The 23,929-nt window shown below is 48.8% G+C and carries 38 protein-coding genes and 1 pseudogene; 9 read left to right on the top strand and 30 right to left on the bottom strand.

The window, feature by feature from the left end; genetic code table 11:
- Nucleotides 1–240: 240 nt before the first annotated feature.
- On the bottom strand, nucleotides 241–552 hold the full coding sequence (locus tag ACQ4M5_RS40235) for an AzlD domain-containing protein (protein ID WP_430681415.1): 312 nt from the start codon (nucleotides 550–552) through the stop codon (nucleotides 241–243).
- A complete protein-coding gene (locus tag ACQ4M5_RS40230; protein WP_430681414.1) occupies nucleotides 549–1,196 on the bottom strand; it encodes an AzlC family ABC transporter permease in 648 nt (215 codons plus the stop codon). Before ACQ4M5_RS40230 ends, ACQ4M5_RS40235 begins: the two co-directional genes overlap by 4 nt.
- 13 nt (nucleotides 1,197–1,209) lie before the next feature.
- On the opposite strand from ACQ4M5_RS40230, the gene ACQ4M5_RS40225 reads away from it, so the two are divergent.
- A complete protein-coding gene (locus ACQ4M5_RS40225; protein WP_430681413.1) occupies nucleotides 1,210–1,353 on the top strand; it encodes a hypothetical protein in 144 nt (47 codons plus the stop codon).
- 662 nt (nucleotides 1,354–2,015) lie between these two features.
- Here ACQ4M5_RS40225 and ACQ4M5_RS40220 read toward each other — a convergent pair.
- From ACQ4M5_RS40220 to ACQ4M5_RS40170, 11 genes are all read right to left on the bottom strand, one after another.
- Nucleotides 2,016–3,191, bottom strand: coding sequence for a transposase (locus ACQ4M5_RS40220; RefSeq protein WP_430681412.1), 1,176 nt, complete (start codon nucleotides 3,189–3,191; stop codon nucleotides 2,016–2,018).
- An 84-nt stretch (nucleotides 3,192–3,275) separates the two neighbouring features.
- Nucleotides 3,276–3,605, bottom strand: a complete 330-nt coding sequence (locus ACQ4M5_RS40215) for a hypothetical protein (RefSeq protein ID WP_430681411.1) — start codon at nucleotides 3,603–3,605, stop codon at nucleotides 3,276–3,278.
- 69 nt (nucleotides 3,606–3,674) lie between these two features.
- Entirely contained in the window at nucleotides 3,675–4,166 is a 492-nt protein-coding gene (locus tag ACQ4M5_RS40210) for a hypothetical protein (RefSeq protein ID WP_430681410.1), read from the bottom strand.
- Nucleotides 4,167–4,179: 13 nt separating this feature from the next.
- Nucleotides 4,180–4,644: a hypothetical protein gene (locus ACQ4M5_RS40205; RefSeq protein ID WP_430681409.1), complete on the bottom strand. Its 465-nt coding sequence runs from the start codon at nucleotides 4,642–4,644 to the stop codon at nucleotides 4,180–4,182.
- A 10-nt stretch (nucleotides 4,645–4,654) separates the two neighbouring features.
- Nucleotides 4,655–5,464: a TIM barrel protein gene (locus tag ACQ4M5_RS40200; protein ID WP_430681408.1), complete on the bottom strand. Its 810-nt coding sequence runs from the start codon at nucleotides 5,462–5,464 to the stop codon at nucleotides 4,655–4,657.
- Nucleotides 5,461–6,156 (bottom strand): hypothetical protein, encoded by a 696-nt coding sequence (locus ACQ4M5_RS40195; protein WP_430681407.1) that lies wholly within the window; start codon nucleotides 6,154–6,156, stop codon nucleotides 5,461–5,463. Before ACQ4M5_RS40195 ends, ACQ4M5_RS40200 begins: the two co-directional genes overlap by 4 nt.
- Before the next feature lie 96 nt (nucleotides 6,157–6,252).
- Nucleotides 6,253–6,975 (bottom strand): hypothetical protein, encoded by a 723-nt coding sequence (locus ACQ4M5_RS40190; protein ID WP_430681406.1) that lies wholly within the window; start codon nucleotides 6,973–6,975, stop codon nucleotides 6,253–6,255.
- Nucleotides 6,976–7,276: 301 nt separating this feature from the next.
- Entirely contained in the window at nucleotides 7,277–7,645 is a 369-nt protein-coding gene (locus tag ACQ4M5_RS40185) for a hypothetical protein (protein ID WP_430681405.1), read from the bottom strand.
- Nucleotides 7,645–7,956 (bottom strand): hypothetical protein, encoded by a 312-nt coding sequence (locus tag ACQ4M5_RS40180; protein WP_430681404.1) that lies wholly within the window; start codon nucleotides 7,954–7,956, stop codon nucleotides 7,645–7,647. The genes ACQ4M5_RS40185 and ACQ4M5_RS40180 overlap by 1 nt, the downstream gene beginning before the upstream one ends.
- A gap of 129 nt (nucleotides 7,957–8,085) precedes the next feature.
- Nucleotides 8,086–8,361 carry a hypothetical protein gene (locus tag ACQ4M5_RS40175; RefSeq protein ID WP_430681403.1) on the bottom strand — a complete coding sequence of 92 codons (276 nt, stop codon included), beginning with the start codon at nucleotides 8,359–8,361 and terminating at the stop codon, nucleotides 8,086–8,088.
- On the bottom strand, nucleotides 8,352–8,621 hold the full coding sequence (locus tag ACQ4M5_RS40170) for a hypothetical protein (protein WP_430681402.1): 270 nt from the start codon (nucleotides 8,619–8,621) through the stop codon (nucleotides 8,352–8,354). Before ACQ4M5_RS40170 ends, ACQ4M5_RS40175 begins: the two co-directional genes overlap by 10 nt.
- A 112-nt stretch (nucleotides 8,622–8,733) precedes the next feature.
- Here ACQ4M5_RS40170 and ACQ4M5_RS40165 point away from each other — a divergent pair, with 112 nt between their 5' ends.
- The 4 genes from ACQ4M5_RS40165 to ACQ4M5_RS40150 all read left to right on the top strand — a co-directional run bounded on the left by ACQ4M5_RS40165 (nucleotide 8,734) and on the right by ACQ4M5_RS40150 (nucleotide 10,503).
- Nucleotides 8,734–9,006, top strand: coding sequence for a plasmid partition protein ParG (locus ACQ4M5_RS40165; RefSeq protein WP_430681401.1), 273 nt, complete (start codon nucleotides 8,734–8,736; stop codon nucleotides 9,004–9,006).
- Between the two features lie 100 nt (nucleotides 9,007–9,106).
- A complete protein-coding gene (locus tag ACQ4M5_RS40160; RefSeq protein ID WP_430681400.1) occupies nucleotides 9,107–9,679 on the top strand; it encodes a restriction endonuclease in 573 nt (190 codons plus the stop codon).
- Nucleotides 9,676–10,128: a hypothetical protein gene (locus ACQ4M5_RS40155; RefSeq protein WP_430681399.1), complete on the top strand. Its 453-nt coding sequence runs from the start codon at nucleotides 9,676–9,678 to the stop codon at nucleotides 10,126–10,128. The genes ACQ4M5_RS40160 and ACQ4M5_RS40155 overlap by 4 nt, the downstream gene beginning before the upstream one ends.
- A gap of 165 nt (nucleotides 10,129–10,293) precedes the next feature.
- The gene (locus tag ACQ4M5_RS40150) at nucleotides 10,294–10,503 is read left to right on the top strand and encodes a hypothetical protein (protein WP_430681398.1); all 210 of its coding nucleotides are present in this window, start codon (nucleotides 10,294–10,296) and stop codon (nucleotides 10,501–10,503) included.
- Between the two features lie 293 nt (nucleotides 10,504–10,796).
- Here ACQ4M5_RS40150 and ACQ4M5_RS40145 read toward each other — a convergent pair whose 3' ends face one another.
- The 10 genes from ACQ4M5_RS40145 to ACQ4M5_RS40100 form a co-directional block, all read right to left on the bottom strand.
- Nucleotides 10,797–10,955 carry a hypothetical protein gene (locus ACQ4M5_RS40145; protein WP_430681397.1) on the bottom strand — a complete coding sequence of 53 codons (159 nt, stop codon included), beginning with the start codon at nucleotides 10,953–10,955 and terminating at the stop codon, nucleotides 10,797–10,799.
- A 49-nt stretch (nucleotides 10,956–11,004) separates the two neighbouring features.
- The gene (recD2, locus tag ACQ4M5_RS40140) at nucleotides 11,005–13,221 is read right to left on the bottom strand and encodes an SF1B family DNA helicase RecD2 (RefSeq protein WP_430681396.1); all 2,217 of its coding nucleotides are present in this window, start codon (nucleotides 13,219–13,221) and stop codon (nucleotides 11,005–11,007) included.
- Nucleotides 13,222–13,278: 57 nt separating this feature from the next.
- On the bottom strand, nucleotides 13,279–13,791 hold the full coding sequence (locus ACQ4M5_RS40135; protein WP_430681395.1) for a PDDEXK nuclease domain-containing protein: 513 nt from the start codon (nucleotides 13,789–13,791) through the stop codon (nucleotides 13,279–13,281).
- Nucleotides 13,792–14,453: 662 nt separating this feature from the next.
- Nucleotides 14,454–14,900 (bottom strand): hypothetical protein, encoded by a 447-nt coding sequence (locus ACQ4M5_RS40130; protein ID WP_430681394.1) that lies wholly within the window; start codon nucleotides 14,898–14,900, stop codon nucleotides 14,454–14,456.
- A 515-nt stretch (nucleotides 14,901–15,415) separates the two neighbouring features.
- On the bottom strand, nucleotides 15,416–15,589 hold the full coding sequence (locus tag ACQ4M5_RS40125; protein ID WP_430681393.1) for a hypothetical protein: 174 nt from the start codon (nucleotides 15,587–15,589) through the stop codon (nucleotides 15,416–15,418).
- 44 nt (nucleotides 15,590–15,633) lie between these two features.
- Nucleotides 15,634–16,008: a hypothetical protein gene (locus tag ACQ4M5_RS40120; protein WP_430681392.1), complete on the bottom strand. Its 375-nt coding sequence runs from the start codon at nucleotides 16,006–16,008 to the stop codon at nucleotides 15,634–15,636.
- Nucleotides 16,005–16,397, bottom strand: a complete 393-nt coding sequence (locus tag ACQ4M5_RS40115) for a LexA family protein (RefSeq protein ID WP_430681391.1) — start codon at nucleotides 16,395–16,397, stop codon at nucleotides 16,005–16,007. The genes ACQ4M5_RS40120 and ACQ4M5_RS40115 overlap by 4 nt, the downstream gene beginning before the upstream one ends.
- A gap of 33 nt (nucleotides 16,398–16,430) precedes the next feature.
- A complete protein-coding gene (locus tag ACQ4M5_RS40110) occupies nucleotides 16,431–16,670 on the bottom strand; it encodes a hypothetical protein (protein ID WP_430681390.1) in 240 nt (79 codons plus the stop codon).
- Between the two features lie 118 nt (nucleotides 16,671–16,788).
- Nucleotides 16,789–17,832 carry a GUN4 domain-containing protein gene (locus ACQ4M5_RS40105; protein ID WP_430681389.1) on the bottom strand — a complete coding sequence of 348 codons (1,044 nt, stop codon included), beginning with the start codon at nucleotides 17,830–17,832 and terminating at the stop codon, nucleotides 16,789–16,791.
- A gap of 156 nt (nucleotides 17,833–17,988) precedes the next feature.
- A complete protein-coding gene (locus tag ACQ4M5_RS40100; RefSeq protein ID WP_430681388.1) occupies nucleotides 17,989–18,327 on the bottom strand; it encodes a hypothetical protein in 339 nt (112 codons plus the stop codon).
- On the opposite strand from ACQ4M5_RS40100, the gene ACQ4M5_RS40095 reads away from it, so the two are divergent.
- Entirely contained in the window at nucleotides 18,310–18,471 is a 162-nt protein-coding gene (locus ACQ4M5_RS40095; protein ID WP_430681387.1) for a hypothetical protein, read from the top strand. The two genes, ACQ4M5_RS40100 and ACQ4M5_RS40095, sit on opposite strands and share 18 nt — an antisense overlap.
- Before the next feature lie 276 nt (nucleotides 18,472–18,747).
- Nucleotides 18,748–19,584: a hypothetical protein gene (locus tag ACQ4M5_RS40090; protein ID WP_430681386.1), complete on the top strand. Its 837-nt coding sequence runs from the start codon at nucleotides 18,748–18,750 to the stop codon at nucleotides 19,582–19,584.
- A 120-nt stretch (nucleotides 19,585–19,704) separates the two neighbouring features.
- On the opposite strand, the gene ACQ4M5_RS40085 is transcribed toward ACQ4M5_RS40090, so the two are convergent.
- Nucleotides 19,705–20,274, bottom strand: a complete 570-nt coding sequence (locus tag ACQ4M5_RS40085) for a plasmid pRiA4b ORF-3 family protein (protein WP_430681385.1) — start codon at nucleotides 20,272–20,274, stop codon at nucleotides 19,705–19,707.
- A gap of 221 nt (nucleotides 20,275–20,495) precedes the next feature.
- Between ACQ4M5_RS40085 and ACQ4M5_RS40080 the strand changes: the two genes are divergently transcribed.
- Nucleotides 20,496–20,780, top strand: coding sequence for a hypothetical protein (locus tag ACQ4M5_RS40080; protein ID WP_430681384.1), 285 nt, complete (start codon nucleotides 20,496–20,498; stop codon nucleotides 20,778–20,780).
- A gap of 228 nt (nucleotides 20,781–21,008) precedes the next feature.
- Here ACQ4M5_RS40080 and ACQ4M5_RS40075 read toward each other — a convergent pair whose 3' ends face one another.
- The 4 genes from ACQ4M5_RS40075 to ACQ4M5_RS40060 all read right to left on the bottom strand — a co-directional run bounded on the left by ACQ4M5_RS40075 (nucleotide 21,009) and on the right by ACQ4M5_RS40060 (nucleotide 22,770).
- Nucleotides 21,009–21,248 (bottom strand): hypothetical protein, encoded by a 240-nt coding sequence (locus ACQ4M5_RS40075; RefSeq protein ID WP_430681383.1) that lies wholly within the window; start codon nucleotides 21,246–21,248, stop codon nucleotides 21,009–21,011.
- Nucleotides 21,249–21,585: 337 nt separating this feature from the next.
- Entirely contained in the window at nucleotides 21,586–21,993 is a 408-nt protein-coding gene (locus ACQ4M5_RS40070) for a hypothetical protein (RefSeq protein ID WP_430681382.1), read from the bottom strand.
- 114 nt (nucleotides 21,994–22,107) lie between these two features.
- Nucleotides 22,108–22,386 carry a hypothetical protein gene (locus ACQ4M5_RS40065; protein ID WP_430681381.1) on the bottom strand — a complete coding sequence of 93 codons (279 nt, stop codon included), beginning with the start codon at nucleotides 22,384–22,386 and terminating at the stop codon, nucleotides 22,108–22,110.
- 147 nt (nucleotides 22,387–22,533) lie between these two features.
- Entirely contained in the window at nucleotides 22,534–22,770 is a 237-nt protein-coding gene (locus ACQ4M5_RS40060; protein ID WP_430681380.1) for a hypothetical protein, read from the bottom strand.
- 105 nt (nucleotides 22,771–22,875) lie between these two features.
- Here ACQ4M5_RS40060 and ACQ4M5_RS40055 point away from each other — a divergent pair, with 105 nt between their 5' ends.
- Complete coding sequence (locus ACQ4M5_RS40055) at nucleotides 22,876–23,019, top strand: hypothetical protein (RefSeq protein ID WP_430681379.1); 144 nt, start codon at nucleotides 22,876–22,878, stop codon at nucleotides 23,017–23,019.
- A gap of 183 nt (nucleotides 23,020–23,202) precedes the next feature.
- On the opposite strand, the gene ACQ4M5_RS40050 is transcribed toward ACQ4M5_RS40055, so the two are convergent.
- A complete protein-coding gene (locus ACQ4M5_RS40050; RefSeq protein ID WP_430681378.1) occupies nucleotides 23,203–23,706 on the bottom strand; it encodes a hypothetical protein in 504 nt (167 codons plus the stop codon).
- A gap of 108 nt (nucleotides 23,707–23,814) precedes the next feature.
- A pseudogene (locus ACQ4M5_RS40045) lies at nucleotides 23,815–23,929 on the bottom strand (IS5/IS1182 family transposase); the annotation flags it as partial.

Raw genomic sequence — 23,929 nt, 5'->3', positions numbered from 1 at the left:
ATATTGCCATCGTCGTCTCGAATAATGACTTCGATGCTTGCCATGATGCTGACTCCGACTTCAAAGTTGATTTGTCGTGATCTTAGCGGCTTTTCACTTCATCAACCGATTATTTAGAGGTGGAAAATAATTGCGATTCACTCCGCAATTAAATTGGGCAACCTCTGATTCAGGAGCAGCACATCCTAAAAAGCTGATAGGCTAACGATGATGGCGTTAGCAAGAATGACCATTGATGCTCTAACGAATCAGCTTGAAAACAAAAAACGTGAGCATTCCGAGCGCGATCGTCAACAACAGATTCTGAGTTCGGTAACTCGCGAGTATCGCCACGATCGCACCGACCAAGCGAGGATTAATTCCAGTGAACGGCTGATCGTTTGACAGCAACACTTCAGGAACAACGATCGCAGTCAGCACCGCTGGCGGAATGTACTTCAATAGATGCGTGAATGTTTGGGAAAGGTGCAATCGTCCGCCTATCCCCAATACTGCATAACGAATCGCGAAGGTCACGCCCATCATGCCTACAATCAAATAGACTTCGTTCATTGTGATTCCTTTGTGCGAAATTGCTCTACGGTAAATCCTGCCATTACGCCTGTTAATGCGGCGACTAGCAAGCCTAATTGATGCGGCAGAGGATGAGTCAACAATGCTGTGATGCCTGCTACTAAAACAGTGATCAGCATTGGAACTGTCACGATGTAGGGAACAACCATCCCAATAAATGTCACTGACATGGCGAAATCCAAGCCCCACTCAGTAGCATCAGGAATCTGTTGACCGAGCCAAATGCCGATCGCAGTACATAGTTGCCAGTTGCCGTACATGAACAAGGCTGCACCCAAGTAATACCAATGTTTGAAGGGTGAGTTGTCTGATCGATTGTAACGAGCGATCGAGACTGCGAACGATTCATCGGTCAACCAAAACCCGATGATCAATCGCCATCGCCCAGAGAGTTTTCCCACATACGGAAGCAAACTCATTGCGTAGAGAAGATGACGCAGATTGACCACGAACGTTGTGAACCAAATTAGCGCGACTGGCGTTCCGCTGGCAATTAAACCGATCGCGATAAACTGTGCTGATCCGGCAAACACGAACACAGACATCGCCAGCGTTGCAGCGATCGAGACTCCACTTTTAATGGCGAGTGTGCCAAACAAAATCCCGAATGGTGTTGCGCCCACAACCAGCTATTAAATGACAGTCATGATCGGCGGGACGACAGCCAGAAATCCTGTTCTAAAAAAGCGATCGTACAACGTCAGCCGTAAACACCACACACAGGCATTGTTCACTGTATATAGCTTTCGGCTCCGATCGCAGTTGTCGCGACAATTATGATCAGTCGTTGGGCAGGATTCCTGACTGTCGCCAACCCGCCTGTGTCGCTGTCACTTGAGTGCGACCTGAACTGGTCGTTTAGTCCAGGGAGCCGACTCCCCTAGCAGATTCACACCTGTTACCCTCGCGGAGAAGACTCGAAGCGAGTCCGGTCACGTCTGAGTAGGCAACGAAACAGACGGAATGCAGACCCCGAAAGTAGCTGAGACTGATAGCCTTAATCAGTCAAAGAGCAAGAGGGAGTTTTCTCATGATGAACGCAAGTGAATTGTCGATTAAACTGCGTAATCAGCGAAAGAGCCAAATCAGGCTGCTAGGCTCTGACCAAAAGGTAAATGTGGAGGTCTGATGCCTTAGGTTCATCAGATCGTGTGAATACCAACCACATCGCAGGAAAGACAACATCTAACAGAGAACAGAACACTAAACGACGCAACAGGGTAAGTCCAACAAAGTCTAGAGAAGGTCGAACATTTTCTAGTAAGTCCGAGGCAACAAAGACCGAATGCTTTGGGGGATAAAGGATGAGAGAAAAAGCGAATGCTCGCCTGTAATCGGGGAGATAGGGATTCAAGATTTGTCCCTGACCGAAAGGAATAGCAGACTTCTCTTGGGTCTTATGAGCAAGAAAACATGATAAAGAAACCGAATCTAAGGATAACTCAGATCTTGCACCGTTCTCGATAAGCAAGACTCGGCAATGTTCTCAGCATTATTTCAAATCCAAACTGTGCAGCGAGTTCCACCGATTTTCGCATCTGACGCAGCAGTTGAAACCACAAGACAGAGGCAAACAAAACTGATAAAGTGAGGTCGCCTGCCACTTTCCAATCGAGTGATGGCAGTTTTGCACTCTGATACAGCCAATGCGCTAACAGGAAAGCAATCAAGGACAGCACCAGCCAGCGATAGACCCCCTGTTTTGTCGATTGACCAAAGCAGTGCAGCCCAAAGCGATGCTTGATGGTTTTGAAGAAGCTTTCAATTGCCCAGCGTTTGCGCCCCAAACGCACCAGATAAGTGCCAGAGTCAGGATAAGTGGAGACGACAAAGCGCAGTTCTCGTTTACCATTGGCTTGTTTGAGCCAGAACCAAGAAACAGTGAGTGGTAAAGCAATGCCCGCAACCTGGACTTGAATGCCTTGACGACTGGTGCAGTAAAGTTGCTTGAGATTGCGCCCGTCTTGGAGTTTGCGATTTCCCCGCATTCCGACAACAGCGCGCCACCCGCGAGCGCGAACGGCTTGGAGAAACTCCATTGTGCCAAACTCGGTGTCTGCCAGCACAATCACTGGTGCGGAGCGCACCAAAGGGGTCGGAACCTGCGCGAGTAATTTACAGGCTAACTGGGAAGGACTCGGATGCCCCTTGCCTCGCCAAATGCGAAAACTCCAGGGGATGCGCCAGTCCCCCAAGTTTAGATACAGCACGACTAAATGTAGTCCTCGCTTGCCGTTGAGCATTCGCACCCAGGGGTCAGGTGCATCTGGGTTCTCGGTCGGAGTACTCAGATGCAAGAACTTGCCGCATTTCTCCAATGTCGTCAGGTCAATCAGCACTCGTAGGGGCATATCCCGCCGGGGACGATGCTGCTTCAATTGGTCAAAGATGTGCTGGCGCGTGACTCGAATCACGCTGCGAGTAGACCAGGTGTAATGATTCAAAAATCGACTCAGTGAACTCGCAGATTTGACCTGAGTGTGCTGAGGTAAGGGATGTCCTAACGCTTCGAGAAATAGACCAAACAGAGCATTCAGGCTGGCTTTTTGATAGGAACTAGGCATCAAGCAAAGCAGGCTATAAACTAGCGATTGGGCGTGTACAACGATGGTTTCCATAACCGTCTTATCTTTTTTCTACGCCCTTTCTTTCAGGTTTTGTCCCTTTTGGCAAGCCCTATTGAGAATGCTGCAAGATCTGAGTTAGCCAAAGTCAGAGAACATGGCACCGGGCTGGAATGATGGCATCGTTGCGATCGCGTCGAGCGATTGCGCGGTGAGCGGTGTAATTCGCAGTTGAGCGGTTGAGTCACCATCGACAAAGGTGTGATTGATGCGTTCTAGCAGTTGTTGGGGAGTGAGTGTGTCGATCTCTAACTCCTGCTTGAAGGAACGGTAGAGAAAGTAGCCCCACTGCTCAGGCTCTTGGAGCATATGGGCAGCGATCGCGAGTACGGAGTCTGCTTCAACCAGACGAACGAGATTCGGTGAGATGCCCTCGTCATACAAGCTGGTTACAAGAAAAAGGGGCATAGGTCTGAGTCTGTCAAGTCGTTCTAATTCGGGCATAAAACTTAAACATCAGATCAGATGGAACTTCAGTTACCACCCTTCATAATCGGTGAGGTCGAGTTGTGTTCCCGTGTGCAAGTCGAGTACTCGGGTGACGCGACCGAGTGTGTTGTCGCAAAACGAATACACGAGGCGCTGTACCCAATCCTCAAACGAGTCGCCCTTGATTCGATCGAACTCCTGAACGAGCAACTGATATTCCCGCTCATACAGCACGGCGAAAACCACCCAATCTGAACAAACACCAGATGTAGTCCACTCGCGTTCACTCTGAGAAATAGCATCTTTTACGGCGAGGTGATACCCGTGCGGGGTGAGTCGAATCGTGTAGGTGAATGCACCCCCGATTGCTCCACCCCGACGGGGAATCGGGAGCGGCGGAACATCAGGAGCTTGACTGACTTGTCGTTGCTGTTGAGCCTGCCGCCACTCAGTTTCAATTTGCTCCTGCCACTGGCGGCACTCTTCGAGATGCGCGGCACTCAGCCTAACGAGGATTTGATTCGGTCTCAGTTCGAGCATGATTGCCTCAAGATTAAGGATTAGGTTCGGAACGTGGAGGGAGACGCGGATGGATGCTCCTCGGTATGGGGACAAAGCCAAGTTCAGTTGCTTTTTGGGCACTCAGCGTCTGGTAGCAGCAAAAATCGACTTCTGACTGAAGCTTGCATAGATTGCCGGGTGCACCAGTCAGTTCACAGGTTTGGAGTGATCTCATTCGAGCAGCGTCAATGAGATACTCGACATCCCAGATCTTAGGCTGAGTGTAAAATCGCAGTTCACCAAATTTCTCCTTCACCTGAGTTGCCATCAAGTCCTGGGCTTGGGGATGCTGCTGGCAATACGCTTCGATTTGCTCGGACAACTGCCAAATTAGATCGAACCAGCCATCGCCACAACAGAAGCCGTAGCACATCAAGTTCTCTGTCTGCGGTCGATGTCGTCCTCGATATAAGCGATCGAATCGCTCAAACAATTGCTCGGTGTGTTCCTGGTTCATGGATCATGAGTCAGTCAAAAAGGGCTTGGACATATTGAATCTGCTGGCGGACTTGTTCACTGCTTTGATGATTCATCCGACTCTCTAGCACGATCGGGACATCTGAAGGAAAACTAGCGATATGCGGCACCCACCATGTTCGCTCATTGATTGCAGTGTGAGTGTCACGCAGTCCATCATTGTCTGAAATGTGAATCTCTAAAATGCGATTCTGTGCAAGTTGGAACAAGCGCAATTTCTCTTCTATTGAGCAATCATGCCACAGGTTGAGATGTGCCATATCTACAACGATTTCGATTTGAGGTAGAACAGTCAGAAACTGCTCGATCTCCATCAGCGATCGCATCAAGTCGCGACGGGTGTGATCGAACACAGAGGGATACATCGTTTCTACGCCGAATCGAATGCGTCGATCGCAACATAACTGCGCTAACTGTTCCAAGTGATCTAACCACTGATCAAATGAGTCTGATCGATGAACGCTAACACTGCCGGGATGCACCGAGTAAGCGATGATATTCATGCCTGCCATCCAGTCGGTCAAGCGCTCGAAGTACGATCGGTCAAACTGCTGAGCTAAATTAAACGACCCTTGCGGTATCTGCGTAGCAGCGCGATGTTCCTGCCAGACGATCGCATGATGGGCACGATACTGCATTTCGCACTGTCCATATTCCTGAAGCACTTCTACAGTATCTGCACTCGGCTTCACGCCAATGGCTAACTCAACATGACGAACACCCGCTGTCCAAAACGTCTCCAAAACAGTGCGAGTCGGAACACCACCATACGTTGATAAGCTCACCCAAATTTCCTTCATCGGACTGCCTCCGCCGGATAGCGAAACTGCACCGAAACAGGGGTGATCGCAAGCAAGCGAATCGCACATCCAAGCAGGTAAGCTAATTCCTGACTCAATTGAGCCTGCTCGTTCGATTCGAGGGCAAGGGGTTTGAGTAGTGAGATAATTTCTGGCTCAAGATCATAATCGAGCAGTTGCCGTAGGTTGTAAGACTCCTGTTGAGTTGGAGAATAGATGCGCTGTGTAATGACGCTGAGAGTTGCAGTTTGATCGTGGATCGCAATGGTGACACGGTAGCCATAAGTGGTGTGCGTGCGTTCATCGTCGTAAGCATCGTGATCCACTTCAGTCACATAGTCGCGAATCGATACCGCGAGATCTCGTCTGGTCAGCAGCCAACGAACCGAATCAGCGTCAATTTCCAGAACAGGTTCAGCAGTCCAACGCTGAGTGGGCGGAAAGGTGTTGACCTCTGCAACAAAATCAGTCAATTCAACAGAGTTGAGCAGGCAACGAGCATCGATCGCTAACTGAGTGCAGAGTTGTTCGAGGAACTGTGCCTGCGCGGTCACGAACGGTTGTTCTTGCTGTTGCAATTCCGACAATGTTTGAGTCACTATCGTGTGCAGTTGTTTAATCCGCCCATTGAACTGTGCTTGGTGGTCTTGCACCAAAGCTTTGTAGGGAGCGAGTAGAGCAGTGGGTGTCATGAATCCTTGCGAAGAGAATAGGAGAACTTGATTGCAGATAAATAGAGCGCTTGCAGTAACTATGGAAGAGTTACAGGCGTATAGAAGTCACAACAGTTAGTCCGAACGACGCTGCATCGGATAGCGGAAGGTTTCGACTTCAGATCGCACCACAAACAAATCCCCGACAAACGCCAGCAGACAACTCAGTTCTTGTTTGAGTTGCCGCTCTTGCTCAACTGTCCAGTTCAGTTCCTCCCATTCCAATACGGGTGGCTCATTGTAGCGCTGTCGAGACTTCAAGCAATACGCAATCTCATACTGCTGAGAACGAAAATCCATCCGTCCGTAGCTCATCGGCTCACCCGGAGACAAATGTGCGATCGAGCCACTCACTGTTTTGAGCCAAGTGCCAAGTTGCACATCCAACTCATACCGATACTCGGTGTAGTGATTCTCGTCGTTGTATGCCCAGTTGTCGGTTACCAGACGATGCTGAAGAACCTGCACAGGAAACGGCAAAGTATGAAGCCGCCAGGTGGACAAGTCGGCATCAAGTTCTAGTTCGTTGTCGGGACATCGAGTGCAGTCTTCACGCCAAGCCGCCATTTGAGCTACAAACCCGTCAGTGCCGAGCAGGCAACGAGCATCACGTTCAATTTGAGAACGAAAGCGGTCTAGGGTGACGAGTTGCGCGATGAGGAAAGGATGTTCATTGATCTTTAAGTCCTCCAGTTGTTGAGCGACTTGAGTGTGGAGTTCACCGAGTTGGAGTTCGATGTAGTCGAGATAGCGTTGTCGGAGCGTTTGATGGGCGGCGAGATCAAGCGCGATCGTCATCGGGAGTGCCTCAATCGATATCGTACACTTGTATTACTCATTTCAATCTTTTTCAAGTGATTGATGCAAAAGTTAAGGAAGCAGGTGTATCTTTGTCAGTGCTTGAATTGTCCCGTTTTGCCAGCCATTGTGCTTGCCGATACGATGCGTCCGAACTGCAACTTTCCTAAAGTCAAAGAAGAAACCATAAGCGTACAAGGGTATTAACGTTCCACTTCATTAAATCGACCGCTTCACGTTTGTGCAAGCTGCGATCTCGAAACGATGTCGTAGCGACAGGATTGTGTGAAGACCGTTCGCTTTATTGCGGTGGCTCTGCATCTTCTGCATCTGCCGCAGCGATCGTCAAATCGTCTTCTGCGTCTTCCACCGAGATCGCTTGCTCATCGGGCAAATCGCACCATTCGTCGAGTAGCTCGTAAGGTAGCCGTTCCGCATTGCGCCACAAGAAGTCGATCGTCGCCAACCGACGACAGTGATGCTCTGGTGCGAGACGACTGCCTGCGCCTGTACTAAACCAGTGGGCAACGGTATGCCGACTCACGCCCACGAGTCGCGCCACATCCGGATAATCCAGTTCCCACTGTTGCAGAGAGGTTTGCGGTGAGAGCGGTGGTGGGCAGTTCTTGTAGCGATCAAACAACGCCCACTGCTCGTCGATTGGGTACATCAGGCGGCAACCTCAAGGCGAATCAAGTCAATGTCTTCCTCGAAAGCCCAATCCGCAGCACAGTCGGAGAACGAAGGGCAAGAGCGATCCAGCAGCACCAAATAATGATAGCCATCCGCCACGACGCTCACGCCGTTGGCGTAGACTAAACCGACGATCGTGCCAAAGCCGCTTGGAGAAACATTGATCCACTGCACGGTTTGCCCTAACTGGTATCTGGGGAGCGTGAAGCGATTGGGCAATACTTGGGTTAAACCAATCACCGTGGTAATCGAAGCGGGAGCAGATTGAGAGGGGCGAGGGTTATTCATCAGCGTGGTCTCGAACCAGGACTGATGACATTAAAGACGGGGTAATCGCGTCTGCCAAGTCGATCGCTCAAATCCCTGTTAAAACGACATGAAAGCTGTCAATCTGACAACACCCAGTGTAACCATTGTTCACGCTTGCAGCAATCGCCACACATAGTCAATCTCGACGCTGTGAGTCAGCAGGAAGTCCGCGATCGCCAATAACTTCTGATAACTTTCAGCAGGCGATCGACGAGCAGACCCATCGCTGATGAACCAGTGTTCGACGGTCGAGATTGAACAGCAGCAGATTTGGCTGATTTGCCGATAATTGAGCGTCCACCGCGCGACAAACTCATCAGGCGAGAGCAGCGGCAATGCGAGGAGTTGCGTCAGCAGTTCAGTCTGAGTTTGATTTAGTCGCATTGATTCTTTTCCAGCAGGGCTAAGTCTTCCTCGAAGCCGTAGTCTGTTTTACAGTGAGCAAACGAGGGGCTATGGGTGTCAAGCTGAACCAAGTAGTGCCAGCCGAGGACTTGGACACTGCCCTCTGAGCCGTAAACGCGGTCAATGACAGTGCCGAAATCTTGCGTGGGAACGCGAAACCAGCGAACGCGATCGCCAACATTGAATCTAGATGATGACTTATCGACATTTGATATGGCTGAAATGTGTATTGGTTGCACTTGCTTTTTCGCTTTCTCATCATGCTTTTGGAGGAACAGGCGAGGCTCTCTATCAAACTATACAAGATAGGTGCATTAGGTGTAAACATGTCTAATGCACCTAAAAATCCAAATGCTTGAGTTTAGAGGGATAATTGCACCCAAAGCTGTAATTGGTGTAAAACCTCGCGAGTTGCCTGTGTCTACAGACGAAGACAAATCAAAAGCTATTCTCAAGATTTATCTGCCCAGCAAAACTTTACGCGACCGGTTTAAAGCTGCTTGCGCTCTAAATGCAACCAGCATGAACGAGACGATCGTAGAATTCGTTCAGCAATACGTTGAAGAACACGAAGCATCACACCATCGTTCTCGCCCATTATCTGGTCACGAAGAAAATTTGTAATTCGATTAAAACTACACACGAAGCCATAGCACCATAAATTAGAATCTGGATCTCTTCAAAAAAGTCGGAGAATGAAAAGCGGATTCTTTTTCTCGATCGCATGACCACCGCCGCCGAATATCAACACCGTATCGAAACTTACGCGCTGCTTCGCAGATACCGCAAGGGTCACGTTCAACTCCTCGATCTCTGGACTCAGATTCAAGCCTGCGAGACTCCCGATTGGGAACCCGGCAAAGCTCTCGAATACCTGATTATCCGCGCCTTTGAACTCGAAGGAGCTGATGTAACCTATCCCTACAGCATCCCAATTGCCGGAACCGTCCTTGAGCAGATTGATGGAGCCGTTTACAGCGATGGGCTATCTTGCCTCGTCGAATGCAAAGACCAAGCTAGTAATGTCGCAATCGAACCCGTCGCTAAACTCCGCAACCAACTACTCCGCCGACCCGCAGGTGTGATTGGCATTGTGTTCAGCACAACCGAGTTCACCGAAGCGACCCAGATTCTGGCACAGTACAATGCAAATCAAGCCATTCTGCTGTGGGACGGGACGGAGATCGATTATGCGCTCAATCATCAACGACTGCGAATCGGGCTGATGCAAAAATATCGATACTGTGTAGAACGCGCCTTACCCAACTTCAAAATCAACCTGGGAGATTTGCCATGACTTTAGCCTATGTTGTCACTGATCGCGAAACTGATGTCGCGATTCTGAAAAAACTTCTTCCCTCAGACCTTGCTCAACATCTGACGTTCTATGCCGCACATGGGAAATACTCTGCTCGGTCTGCCGCAGGCACACTATTGTCTGACCGAATGCGCCCGGTTGCTCTAGTACTCGATGCGGACACCGATAACCCCGTTGAAGTGGGGGAGAAAATCGAGCTAGTGAACACGATGCTGTATCCCGCCAGTTCACCTGAAACGCCGTTCAAAGTTTTTTTGGCAGCGCCCTCGATTCCATCTCTCTTATCCTCATCGTTTGTTGATAATGCCGAACTGGTAGAGATGCTCAATCATCTTAGTCCTGCTCAAATTCAAGCTGTTCAGCAGCACCCATTAATTCAACAACTGATCGAGTTTCTATCAAACGCAACTCGGCAGGTTGCTTCATGAAAGGTTAGACAGAGCCATTGGAAACTTGATTCAAGCAGTTGAAAATCATGTGCCTACAGTTTGAAAAAGAAAAGTTGAGTTCCTTCGCCAACATTAGTAAAGAGTGACGATCTCGCATCAGGCGATCGCAGTCTAATAATTTTTCTTCATGTAGAGCATTGATAGTTGCAGTTTCGGTTCAATTCTTCACACGCTGATGCTCTAGACCAACACTCAGTATTACAGCATGAAAATCCTTGCGTTCGTCACATCAATTCTACTGGCAATGACTTCACCTGCGATCGCTGCCAATACGAAGGTTACACGCTCAATGGCAAACGGCTGCCTGCGAAAGTCTACTCTTACGCAACCGGGGGCGTGTTCGAGGCTGAGTGAGTGATACATGGAGTATTCAGCTATTACCCAATTCGCGGTTGTGATGCCAATCTTTAAGAGTGCAGTTGCGCGAGAAAGTACCTAAGAAAACAGTGTGATGAATTGAGCTAGAGTCACTGGAAACAGGAGGCGAGAGAGCAGCAATCTGTGTAAATTTCTATCCAAGTAAAGTCTCCGGAGCGAATATGGTTCAGATTCTACAAGCCAAAGCAATCAGCCTTCGCGACCTCATTGACCGCTTCAGTCTGCAACTCATTTGGGACGATGACTTCTTCCGCAAGTGGCAAGATGATTTACCAACGGTGACTCCAATCGAGCAGCAACTCCTCGATCAAATGGTTGACGGCTTCATTAACCTGCTCAATTATCCGCCCCTGCTTGAAGACCTTGTGCGGATGTCGATCGTCGATCCGCTCTTGTTTCTCGGTGGCTTTTACCTGCCACCCTTTCACGTTCGTTCAGAAGCATCGATCGAACTCTCAACACGCAACCGCGTTATCCTTACGGCTCACTTGTCTTTGCGACCTCAGCCTGTTCTTGCAAGCGTTGGCTCAATAGAGTATATCGACGTTGTTCGCGACATTGAGCGATCGCATGACGCAGTGCTTGCGGTTGTCCTACCAAAATCGCCAGGTGTTTGGCACGAGTCAGCGTTGTATAAAGCCACGGGCGACTCAGCATCACCGCATTTTGCATAAATAAAGGCACGATCGTTACCGGAAACTCCGACCCCTGCGCCTTGTGCCCCGTAATGCCATATGCCAGTGACATTTGATCCCATTCACTGCGCTGATATTCCACCCAATGATCCTCAAATTGAACGCCTAACACTTGCGCTTCGGCATCATATGTTTCAATTACTCCTAATTCTCCGTTCATCACCTCTCGCTCATAGTCATTCTCAAGCTGAATCACGCGATCTCCTACCCGAAACATCAATCCCTCAGACTGCAATTCAAGCGTTTGAGGTTCTGACGGATTGAGCAAGTCTTGCATCATCGTGTTGATCGCTTTCGTTCCAATCTCACCTTTGATCATTGGGCAGAGAATCTGCACATCGTTAAAGGCATTCCATCCCAGTTGAGGAATTGTTTCACCGATTAATTGGCGAATACACTCGATCCCATGCTGCGGGGAGTGGGACGGCATCCAGATGCAGTCCGATTGTATCGAAGGAGAAAAGCGTTCGATCTCTAAAAGTTCACCCCGGTTGATCGCATGAGCTTGACGCACGATCGCAGAATTTTGAGCCTGTCGCCACACTTGAGTTAATCGCACCACGGGCACTTGTTGGGAAGCAATCAACTCTCGCAGTACTGCTCCGGGTCCAACACTGGGAAGTTGATCGACATCGCCCACGATCAGCAGTTGGGACTGGATTGAAACTGCTTTCATTAGCGCGTGAGCCAAAAACAAATCTGCCATCGAAAACTCATCGACCACGATACAATCCGCTGAAATGGGTCGTGTTTCATCGCGCTGAAAGTCACCGCTTCTCGGCTCGTATTCGAGCAAGCGGTGCAGCGTTGAAGCTTGTCGTCCACTCAGTTCGGTGAGTCGTCGTGCGGCTCTTCCGGTCGGAGAAGCTAGAGCAACCCGTTTTCCCATCGCTTCCCACAGTTCAACGATCGCACGAACGGTATGAGATTTCCCAACGCCTGGACCTCCGGTAAGAATCACTACTCGCTCTGATGCTGCAAGGACTACCGCTTGACGTTGCTCGATCGATAAGGGCACATCCGAGGCTTCACAATACTGCTGCATCCAAGTCTGCACGAAGTCACCGTCCACGATCGCGGCTTGATTCAGTCGTTGTTTCAGTCGAGACGCGATCGCGGTTTCTGCCCGGTAAAATGCAGGCAGATAATAACCCAACCGTCCTGGATACTTGCGGCTTTCTTCGACTCGTAACTCCTCAGCCGCAACTAACCATGCAAGCTGCTGTTCGATTACTTCAGCCTGTGGGCAGTAGTCAGCACGAGCTAGGAGGCGAACAGTCCGATCGACGATCGCGGTATGCGGCAAGAAACAATGTCCGTCGCGTCCTGCCTCTCGCAAACTGTGTAAAATTGCGCTGCGGTAGCGGTACTCAGAATCGGGAGCAATGCCTAATTGAGTTGCAATTCCATCCGCAGAGTGAAACCCGATACCGCGAATCTCGGCTGCAAGCTGAAACGGATTGTTGGAAACGATGGCGATCGCATCTTCGCCGTAGTGCTTCAACACTCGGACCGCTTGGCTCTTTGCAATGCCGTAGGTTTGTAGGAATATCATGATCGTGTGAAGCTGTCGCTGCCCAATCCAGGTAGAACGAATCTGAGCTAATTTCGCTTGGGCAATGCCTTTGACTTCGATCAATCGCTCGATTTCGGTATCGAGAATCGTCAGCGTATCGAGTCCGAAGCGATCGACAATGCGTTTCGCCATTGCAGGACCAATACCGCGAATTATGCCGCTACCGAGATAAGTTTCGATACCCGCGATCGTATCGGGAATATTTTCGCGATAGTGTTGGACTTGAAACTGTGCGCCATACCGAGGATGAGTCCGCCAAGTGCCCGCAAGAATGAGCGGTTGTCCCTGATTGAGCGCGGCAAAATTGCCCACGATCGTCACCGTTTCTTCTGCCGCCGTTTGCAATCGGGCGACCGTAAACCCAGTATCGGCGGAAGAAAAGACGATCGATTCAATGCTGCCTACAAGTTCCTCAGTATCCATGCCGAATCGCCAGCGACCTACAGCAATCTTGCCACAGTTCACTCAGCCTGAGATATTTCAAGAGCGATCGCTCTCTTCGATCAGCGTCTCCATCTCTAATTCAAGCTGCTCGATCGAGGGGAGACTGTTCTTGAGCGTATCGGGTAAGCTCTCCCAAATCTCATGCGTGGAAACGCCGATTGGTCGATTAATGTTCCGCAGCGCACATTCTACGATCGTGCGACTTTTAGACTTGCACAGGATTAAACCGATCGATGGTTGATCTCCGGGATGGCGCAGCAAATCATCGACAGCCGAAGGATAAAAGCTCATCTTGCCGCTCATTTCCGGCGTGAACTCAGTCATCTTTAGATCAATGATCACAAAGCAGCGGAGCTTGAGATGATAGAACAATAAATCAATGTAAAAGTCTTCATTTCCGACCTGAAGACGGTACTGGCTCCCTACAAACGCGAATCCGACCCCTAACTCTAAAAGGAAATCTCGAATATGAGCCACAAGCGCATTTTCTAAATCTCGTTCTTGAGCTTCACGACCCAGCGAAAGAAAATCAACTAAACAACTATGCACTGAAAGTGCATAGTTGTTTAGTTTCCTGTTCGCGGTCGAGAGAAGTTTCTTTCATTGCGATTAACCCCTGACTGTCTTCTAACTCCCATTGCAACCAGTGATGCGAACAGGTGCGGAGTTCATAACGAGTAGGCAACTAATGCAAGAGTTCAAGGATAGACGGCACAACGAGTAATTCTCCCAATAGTCCTAACGCGACGCTTGATGACTGGGGGTTAGGTTCAAATAATAGAGGAGGTAGTTGGTATAGTTGAGTCCAGCTTGGATTCGATCGAGGATATCAACGATGTAGAAGACTAGCTGTGTTGCAACTGTGATCGGCGTGACATTATCTGCCCGTACTGCAAGCCTCAATCGAACGCCTCACACCGACCGATCAGCAACTTCTTCATGATTGACTCACTCAGCTTTTAAAGGAGCGCGAAACTCAGTACTATTATGGCAAGATATACGTATTGTAGTACCGTCGCTGCTATTGAGAAGGGTGCTTTTGCATGGACGGAGACATTGAGATCGTTGGGCACGGACCCTATTGGTACGCTTACTGGAATGAGGGTGGCAAAACTCAGAGCGATTACAATGGGAAGCGTTCGCCTTGAAAGGAAGATTAGGTTGGTCTTGGTAATGAATCTGCTTTCATTCGATCGTAGTCAAGTTTCAAGTCACCCGAACATCCGTTTCATGACTTGAGCGATCTTTGGAATCACATCAGAAAGCAATCGTCCTCCTAGAGCAAAATCGGTCGGCGGATAAGAATGAAAGCGAATGTTGATTGCGTCGAAATCGCGCTCGTCGATCGCAAACAACTTTGCAATTTGAGGCGTTAATTGCACAGCAACTTTGCGCTGTTGTCGTACAGACATCCCCCAATCTGATAATTCGATCGTGACATCTGGCTGTCCGCGATCGCTCGGCGTTCTGCCGCCGATGAATACATCACCCTCTGAGTAGGGGAAGAAATGAATCGTGGTGCGATCGCGCAGTTCTTCACGAGTGAAGCGACCCTTCGGATTGTAGAACAAATCATTGATGGCGACCGTGAGTGCTTCAGCAATCTGCTGGCGCTGGTTCTGGTCGATGAATGGGCAAGTGATTCGCAAATATGGCATTATTCCTCCATGAACGTCCCGAAGGAGACGTATCTATCTATGCTATCCACGCAACAGAAACCGGGACAATGACAAGACAACTTTTACTCCGGCTACCTAACCGTTGCTAAAACAAGTAGCTCAAGCATTCAATCCCTCACCGCATTCGTTTCTGAGGTTGAACCCTAACTTTCTCTTGAGATCTGGTGCTTGAAAGAGACTTTTCAGGTATTCAAAAATGTTCTTTAATTTACTTCTGCTTTTGATGCGACTGTTACTTTCTTGCCGTTCTTCTTGTGAAGAGAGCCAATACTGGAAAACGAACTCGCGGTTATCCCCTGATTGCTTCGCTGAACCAGGGGCGGGTAGGCGTTCCGCCACGCTACACAATAAGCGCGATCGCACCTCATAAGCTATGAACATCATCCAAGTAACCCAAGACGACTTCAACGAGTGGCTAGACCTAGCAATGCAACTTTGGTCAGAAGATTCGCTTAAGAAATGCACACCGGTTTGACTGCGGTTCTCTAGTCCCTTCATGAAGCTGCATTTTTGGCGAGAGCAGAGGATGGGAACACGATCGCTTTCATTCCCGTTCCTTCTGGCTGAACCGGACTTGCAACCTCGATCGTAATTTTGAGAAATACCTCTGCTCGAACCTCTGGTATGCTTAACAGCATATTAATCGGATTCGCACCTTCACGAATCATCCTGAATGCGCTGCCGATTTTGCGAATTCCTCTGCAAGCCTTTCCTACGCATCCAGCCACCAAGCATTCATTTGTGGCGCAACTTGAATCACAGTCGACCGCTCTATCACCACAACTAATACCGATATACCCACCAATAGCACTGTACTGCGCGACCAGCATCCAGGTTCTACTTCTGCCATTACCGTATCTCCAGGCAAAAAGCCGCCTCGTGCCTGAAACTCGTAATCGCTCACGATGAGATCGTGCCGTAACGACATTTCATCATCCGAAACCTGCTGATAAAACTCCGCAAGCTCAGAGTACTGCTCGCTGAGCCAGTCGTCGTAATCGGTGCAGTCCCAGTCTTCACGATCGTCTTCCAACTCTGCTTCGGATAATTCCAAATTCACATTGCAAGTACTATAACCATAGGTCATTGATAACCGTCCTCCCACAATTTCCGCACTAATTCCACATACACGCCTTGAATGTCAACTTGGTCAGCACGAACAGTGGTTGAGGGATAAGCAGCATTAGCAGGTTGCAGCGTCACCTGATCGCCCTTTCGATAGAAATACTTCAACGTCGTTCGCGTTCCTTCTCTCGCAGCCACAATCGTCCCAGCTTTGAGTGTGAAAGCATTCGGTTCTGGGCGCATGATGATCAAATCATTGTGGTCGATCAAAGCGCCGATCATACTATCGCCTCGAACTTGCAGTACATACCAGGTATCGCTTCCCTTCGGCTTACGTCCAGGCAACTCTAACCATTCGATCGACGCATCAGGAAAGATTTCAACTAAGCTATGAGCCGCGATCGTTCCCAAAATCGGCAGCCGAAACCTAGGGACTGTCAGTCCCTACTTCTCGCCGTTCTCCTGTAACCATGCTTCAGTAAATCGAATTGTTCGAGCAGTTTGCTCAACCTGAACCAACACACCTTTTCTCACCAGAATAGCTACCAGCGATTGAACTGGAGCCGTCGAAGTATAGCCTAGTCCCGTCATAATTTCTCGAACGACGGGACAATACTCAAAACGGCGGAAATGATTTGCAAGCCAATCGACAAGACGCTGTTGCGGTAGCGTGAGAGGAACCATGATTATCTTTGTAGTAGTACAAATACTCTACAAGAAAAAAGCATTTTGTCAAGATCAAAAATCCTTTCTTGAAATAGATATGTAGCGTTTAGGAGTATCACGATCACACTGGGCACTGTCAATCTAGAAGTAACCATTCTCGCAACCAATCGGGAAGAAATGAGACATTCGAGTACTCACGCTCCATCAGTTCATCAAATAAACAATGACTGAGATAGCAATAATTTGAGCTTGAATCATAGGTCTCCCAAAGCAGAATTTTCATAGGCAAATGCCCTTTTGGGTTCGTGATCAAATAGTCAAAGTCTGTATGGTAAACTCGTCCTGATTCGTTCGACCAACCCACAGCCTCGACGAACATCTCATAGTCAGATCGATACGATCCGGATCTGCGTTCTTGATGGGCTTTGATTCTCTGCCAAATTCGTTTTTGGACACTCAAACCAAATCGACCCCCACTCGCTTCTAACCACAGTCGATTAATCGTCCTCAAAGCTTTTGGAGAAATCTGAGAAACATCGATATGCGTACAGCCATGTTTTGATACCCGACCTGGCATCAGCTTTGCAATCACTCGAATTGTCTCATCGTCAGCTTCCTGCCACTGCGCGGTTTTGAGTAAGTATTCGAGGCGGCGATACCGTTGGTCTAACTGAAAAAACGATTGTTGGGGTGAATGATGGTCTGCCTTGGATGCAACTGCAACTATCTTTTCAGCCGCATCAATCTCGTCGATCGGAGCGGGGATTTCTAAAGCCTTAAGCCAGTCGTACACAACCTGATTAATCTTGGGATGATGACGCACTAGGACTGCAAGATCCTGTATGGTCTGCTGTTGAACAGTCTCAGGATGACTGACTTTTTTCTCTAACTGCTTTAGCAGCTTTTCTATCTCAGCGACAGCGCTAGAGGCATCTTGATCAAAGTTGAAGTGGTTGAACACATTGTACTTGTCGCCCTGTACATAGTCGCCTTGAACGTTAAGCGATTCATTATAAGTGCTTCCAGAACCGAGATGAATTGAACGATCAACGGATTTCTCAGACGTTTGTGGTGTTACTCTCTGTGCTTGAGGGTCTGCAATTTTTGATGCCAGATGCCAGAGGTAAAAACTGAAGCTGAACATCGGAATGCCGATCGCGGTTTTGACAAATCTTGGCACTCTTTCAACTTCCCCCAGCCACAGAGCAATCGCTACAAGGATTACAATCGCACAGTAGTAAGCGAACCTTCTTCCTGAAAGCAACCACCAGCATCGAACGGTTAACATTCTTCGGAAACTCCTCGCACTGCTTTCTGATGGTTGAATCTTTTGAGACTATACGCCGATTAATAATTTGAGAGCAAGCTCAATCACTTTGCCAATTCCAGCTTCGATTCCACCATTCGCCGCAATATAGCGCCCCAATTCCATCAGAGTTTGCTTACGTTCAGGATCGGCTTTTGCTTGAGTCGCAAGTTCATCGGCTGCTTTATGTGTCGCTGCTTCTGAAGAGCACTGGCTTTGAAGTTGATGCAGTAGTTTCTGAATCTCCGCTATCGCTTGATCCAAGTCTTGATTGACAGCTTTATTGCCTTGCACAAAGTCACCTTGAACCTGAACGGATTCGTTGTAAGTTCCACCTGCCCCAAAACTGATATGACGATTGTTGACCATCGCAGTAATGCACCTCAAATCATTCACCTGAATTGCTCAATCCTAGATCATCGACTTGAGAAATTCAAGCACATGAACGCGATCGCGCTTCTTGCGGTGTGCTTACGGAGTTTCCGGCAACAAGCGAATGCTCCAGATGAGTAATTTGCTGCCTGCTGCTAATAATTTGAGAACTGTCTATTCAAATCAGCGGATGATCTGAATAGATAGCGGTGACTTGCAGTCTTGGTTATTACAATGACGTGATGAATGATTGTGTCTTAGATAGATAGTTGCGATCGAGAATTGAACAGTACACGCTTGCCTCATCTCCAGAATTCACAGATGCGCCAATTACTTTGCGAATTGCGCTGGATCTTGTGCTCATTCACAGTCAGTTTTGAGCGAGAATAGAAAGATAGACTCATCTCTTCCCCACTCATGCCGCTGATTCCTGCGCTTTCAATTCCTTCTGGATATCGCGCTCAATCCCAAGATACCAGTCCTGAAATTGACTGGATTATGTTTGAGCGGCTGCGGCAACTCTCTTTGATAGAACGAGTCGATCGCTATTGTGCCTTTAACACTGCAATGCGATCGCTCGGAGCTACACCACGAACTTGTCGAGCCGTTGCGCTGAAAAGACTCGGAGCCGAGTGGATCAATTGTCTGAAATACCCAGAGGCAGAACCGATGATCCTTGACCCGATCGCGTTTAGCCGCAAAGTCATCGCCATTCTTGATGCCCTCCAGATTGAGTATTACGTGGGTGGCTCATTTGCAAGTTCAATCTACGGCGAAAGTCGAAATACGCGCGACATCGATTTAGTCATTGAGATCGAGCGTCCCCAAGTGCAACCACTGGTCGATGCTTTTCTGGCTGAGGACTTCTACATCAGTGAAACTTCGGTGATTGAAGCACTCACAGACCCTAATCCCCGTAAGTCGTTTAACGTTCTTGATAATCGGAGTGTCGAAAAAGCAGATCTGTTTATCCTAAAAAACGAACCCTTCGCCTATAGTAAAATGCAGCGACGACAACTGCTCGACATTCCGGGGGTTCCGATCTTTGTTTGCTCTGCTGAAGACATTGTGCTGCAAAAGCTCGTTTGGCGCTCTGGCACAGATTCAGATCAACAGTGGCAAGACATCTTAGGAGTCTTGAAAGTTCAACGCGGCGCTTTGGATCAAGCCTATCTCGCAACTTGGGCAGTTCAACTGGGTGTGTTGACTGAATTAAACCGTGCGATGCAAGAGGCGGGACTGGGTTTGGCATAATCAAGGCAAATCGTTGCAGTTTTTTCGATCGTGCTGATTGCTCCAGTCAGCACCGAATTAGAGCGATCACATGAGGCACTCATTGCACATCGCGTAGGCACACTTGTCGCTCCTTTTGGTTTATCTCAGTTGTCGTAAGGCTTCATTCACTTCAACTGGCTCAAATGCCTCTGGATTGAATGCTCCTCCAACCCACTCCAGCATCGATTCATGTTCGGGATGATTTGGATCTCGCAAGGTTTCCACTAGCTCTGTATACCCCCAAGTGCCACCGCAGTCTTCAGGAGGACAAGCTCGCTTCCCGGTGACACAAATTCCATAGCGGGGAATATCAGCAGCAGGCAGAATCTTCTCAATCAAGATCTCATGCTCCCAACTGTCTCCCATATCGTAGGTGTAGCGAAACTTGAACTTCTCTCCAGCCACAACTCGGTTTATTTTGACTTTGCGTTCATCCTTGACTTCCCAGTCATATTCTGGGGCAGGTTCACCATATTCCAGCCCTTGAATCAGAAACAGGTGCAGATGAGAGTTTGTCCAACCCATCGCGGTTTGAATGATTTGATGTAGCTCACCTAACGTGATGTCGCTACGAACTTGCACCCGTCGCCAGATCGGAGGGCGTAACTCTAGGAGCGTGACCTTGATTTGATAGACACTAGCAGAAGCTGAGGATTTCCGAGTGGGCATATCCGTAAATCTCTAAGTTTTAATTCTCTAGATTAGTCCACCAGAAAAGGCTTTGATTCAGATGCCAACAAATTGCGATCGATGTTTACGCTTCTTCAATCCGTTGCTTGATCAACGTCATAACTGATCTACCCGTTGTCGTTTTGTCTGAATCAGTCTAACAATACCGCGAACATCTTCGGTGCAGCGAAGCTCACGACATAAATCAATTGGCAAAGACAATGCAGCTTAATTCGGAACAGCAGGCATGGGCGATTCGCGTGGTGCGCGATTGCTGTGGAATAGAGACGAGCGACGATCAACTGATGGCGCTTCTATCACTGTATCCATATCTCCTTGACGATATTATTGTCGATACGGATACAGTTGCTCGCGAACACCTGATGGGCGCAATTGCACAACGACTTAGATTTTCAGGCTGGGTGAGCTACGGAGACTCCGAGAACGATAGTCGCGCTTCTTCGCAGCTTTTCCCAAATGTGCTGTTGAGCATGGATATCGTTTAGTTGAAGGATACTGGAAAGATTAAAGCTCTGACATCAGCTAGATTTAATATTGCTCTGCAAGACAAAAATCTACAGTTCAGCTTAGAGTTGGCTTGACCCGTGCGATCGAGGTAGAGAAATACAGGATGAGTGATTTCAATGGTTAATTCTCACCAAAAACAGCTTCCAACGCTTCGTCAGTATAGTGTCTTCCCCTTCTGATCGCTGTGACTGAAGAATGCGCTGTTTTCAGCTATCCGTCCATCCGCAGTGGTCACACTGCCAATGCTTAGACGATCGTGAACCAAACTTCATGGATCTTTCGCAACGAGGACACCGCTCGGTAAACAAGGGATGGGTATCGAGCCATTCTAATTGCTGTTGGGTTGTCCAACGTCGTGCTGATATCACGACTTCGCCAGCGTACATAGCCGAATCATCTTCTCTCAGCTCAGACACCGATCGCTTGTAATCTTGGTTCACTTTCATTGTGCGATATTCCTGCCTAAGCCACTCCCAAATTAGCACAAGTCACGGCAGTGCAAACCCTTTCGGCGAGGCTTACACTATAGCAATCGATGGGGACTAATATTCTATCGAATCTCCGCATCCTGACTAATGAAAGCAGGAGAGTGAGAGCGCTGACGGTTGGCGAGCACATGGGCAATCTTCTCCAATATCTTTCTAATCGCGATCAACGACATGATGAGGAAGTCCAGTTCACTCTCCCGCTTTCGGCATCAAGGACGAAATTTCAGTTTCTAGCACACTGCGCGTCCCGTCTGTCTCTCAATTATGCAAACTCAGTCAAAACTTGAGTTTATTCTTACTCCTGGTAAAAAATCATAGTTTGACGATAAGCAAGCACAGCGGCAATGTAAGCGAGATGAAGGACGGTAGCAACGCGATCGGGTTGCAATTCTTCAAGTTCGTTCGGGTTGAGTCCGATCGCAAGTTGATGCACAAGCGAGATGACTTGTTGTTTGAGGCAATTCAACGAATCAGGAATCTCGTCGTGATTTGATCGGGGCAGTCCCCTAAAATGCTCTGTTGCTTCGACTTCGATCCGAGCGAGTTGCGCCGTTGCTTCTGCAAGCTGAAGCGTACTGTGCATCAGCCACAGGGAACTTTCTTTGTCCCAGTCCCGCTCAAGAAATAGACTGAGGATTATCACTCTTCCTCGACAAGCTCTGAGTGAGTCAGCGTTGCCAAGATGCACGGTTGAATGAGACATGATATGCGGAACTCCATAGTTTCGGTGCTAGGTAGTATATCGGTTTGCTGTCTGATTAATCTTACAGAGAATAGTAGCCACTGGGAAGCTCGAAGAGTGAGTGGGATCGAAATCTCAAACCGCGATCGCATAAACGCTTGAAAGGCATCTGTTTTCATCAGGGGTCGCGCACCAATCAACCTTACCTTTCTTTATTGAGTACCTCGAAGAGAGGAGCAGTGCTAGCCGTTGGGCGGCATCCGGGTCAAGATATTCGGGAAAGTGAACAAATGCCCAAGCGAATGTGATCTGACTGAGATTGCTCAAGGTGTCGCCCAGGGTTTCGATCGCATCGAGCGAGAGTTGATAGCTGTAGCCCAGCTTTGTTCCTGCGACCATTCGTGATACTTGCACCGGCTTGCTCCTCTTCGGATATCCTGCAAGTGGATTCAATTTAGTTCAGAATTTCGGGTCAATCAACTCAACTGTGAGCAAGACCTCAACATAGCCCGGATCAGGTTCAAGATTCTTTCAACGCTGACATGGCTCTGACCTCAGATGTTAAGACACCGTTACACCAAAAGCTAGCTCGTTTACAGCCAGAATCAGATCAGGCTCAAGGGTTATACACCGAACTGACTCAGCATCTCGCGTAAAGCCGTTGTGATCGCGGTCCAGTCTTGCAACCACGCCAGTTTCAATTGAGCCAGACTCGATGAATGAGTGCAAGCGATACCGCTCAATCGATGTCGCGACGACAACAATTTTGAAGGTTGGAGATCCTGGCACATGGGTCATGCTATGTTCTCAGCAGCACAAGGAGCGAAGCTCGCGACAGCGATCAGTTCCCGGTTGCTTCCAACAATAACCTGATGCTTTTTGACAGATAACGAGGTAAGAACAATGGCATGTCAAGGAGCCGTCCCGCCCACTGACGCAGAGGTCAAACAAGTGGTACAAGACGTGATGGCACTGCTGTCCTCGAAGTACCATCTCTATCGAGAACCGTTCGAGCAGTACAAAGCACGGATGATGCCAACCTTGTAGGGAGGAAGAAGTCCAACGGCTGCAACAGCAGCGTCAAGCCGCCGATGAGGCGCTGGAACGAGGGATTTATGAAGTGCTGTGGCAAGACCGCTGTGAGAGCTTTTAGCCCGCCTTTTCAGAACGGCACGACGTGAGTTGTTCCTGCTCGTTCCACTCTGACGACCTCGATCTTATCCGCACTCATCAGGCACGAGCGAACCGATCAGGTTTGCCCTGAATCTTCTGCAACAGTCCTCTCCGGACGGCGTGATTCGCAGCGATCTCGACGCTCATTCTCGCTTTCTTCAGGTCAGCCGCATCAAATGGGTCATAGAGGTCTTCAAGCAGTTGGTCAATCGATTTTGACTGTTTCGGTTTGATCGCTTTGACCACGGCATCCATCAATTTCGAGGACTGAAAGGCTGGCTTAGTCTTTGCGGCATCAAATCCAGCTAGCTCGGTTGACTTGGGTGCAGGTTGGGAAGGTTTGGCAGTAGAGGAAGGCTTCGATTTTGGTTGAGCCGATTGAGCCTTGGGAGTTGGCTCGATCCGCGTTGGGACTCCAAGCAGGCGATCAATTTGCTGCACGAGTTGATCAATGGCGAGCACGGTTTGCGAGGTCACAGTTTGAGCGAGGCGATCGCGTTCTTGGTGTAACCGAGCGTGCTCTTGACGTAATTGGTCTTTAACGGCTGAAGTAAGAGTCATAATCGTTGAAGTGCAACAATGAGCGCTCATTAGACCTGCTTTGAAAATAGATTTTCATTCGTGGGTGTGAGCAAGATTCGATCGCGCTCATGATGTCTCCTGCACGAATCAAATTGGATGAGCAAGCTCATAGTTCAGCAAGCCTGCGATCAAGTTGAACCGTAGCCCAAATCGCCTGCGACGGTTACGGTAGCGCTCCGATAAGATGCGAAAAATCTTCAAC

It is taken from the genome of Leptolyngbya sp. AN10, assembly GCF_050565645.1.
GTDB lineage: Bacteria > Cyanobacteriota > Cyanobacteriia > Leptolyngbyales > Leptolyngbyaceae > Leptolyngbya.
The sequence above is the reverse complement of the archived record's forward strand: the minus strand, read 5'-3'. Positions and strand labels throughout refer to the sequence as shown.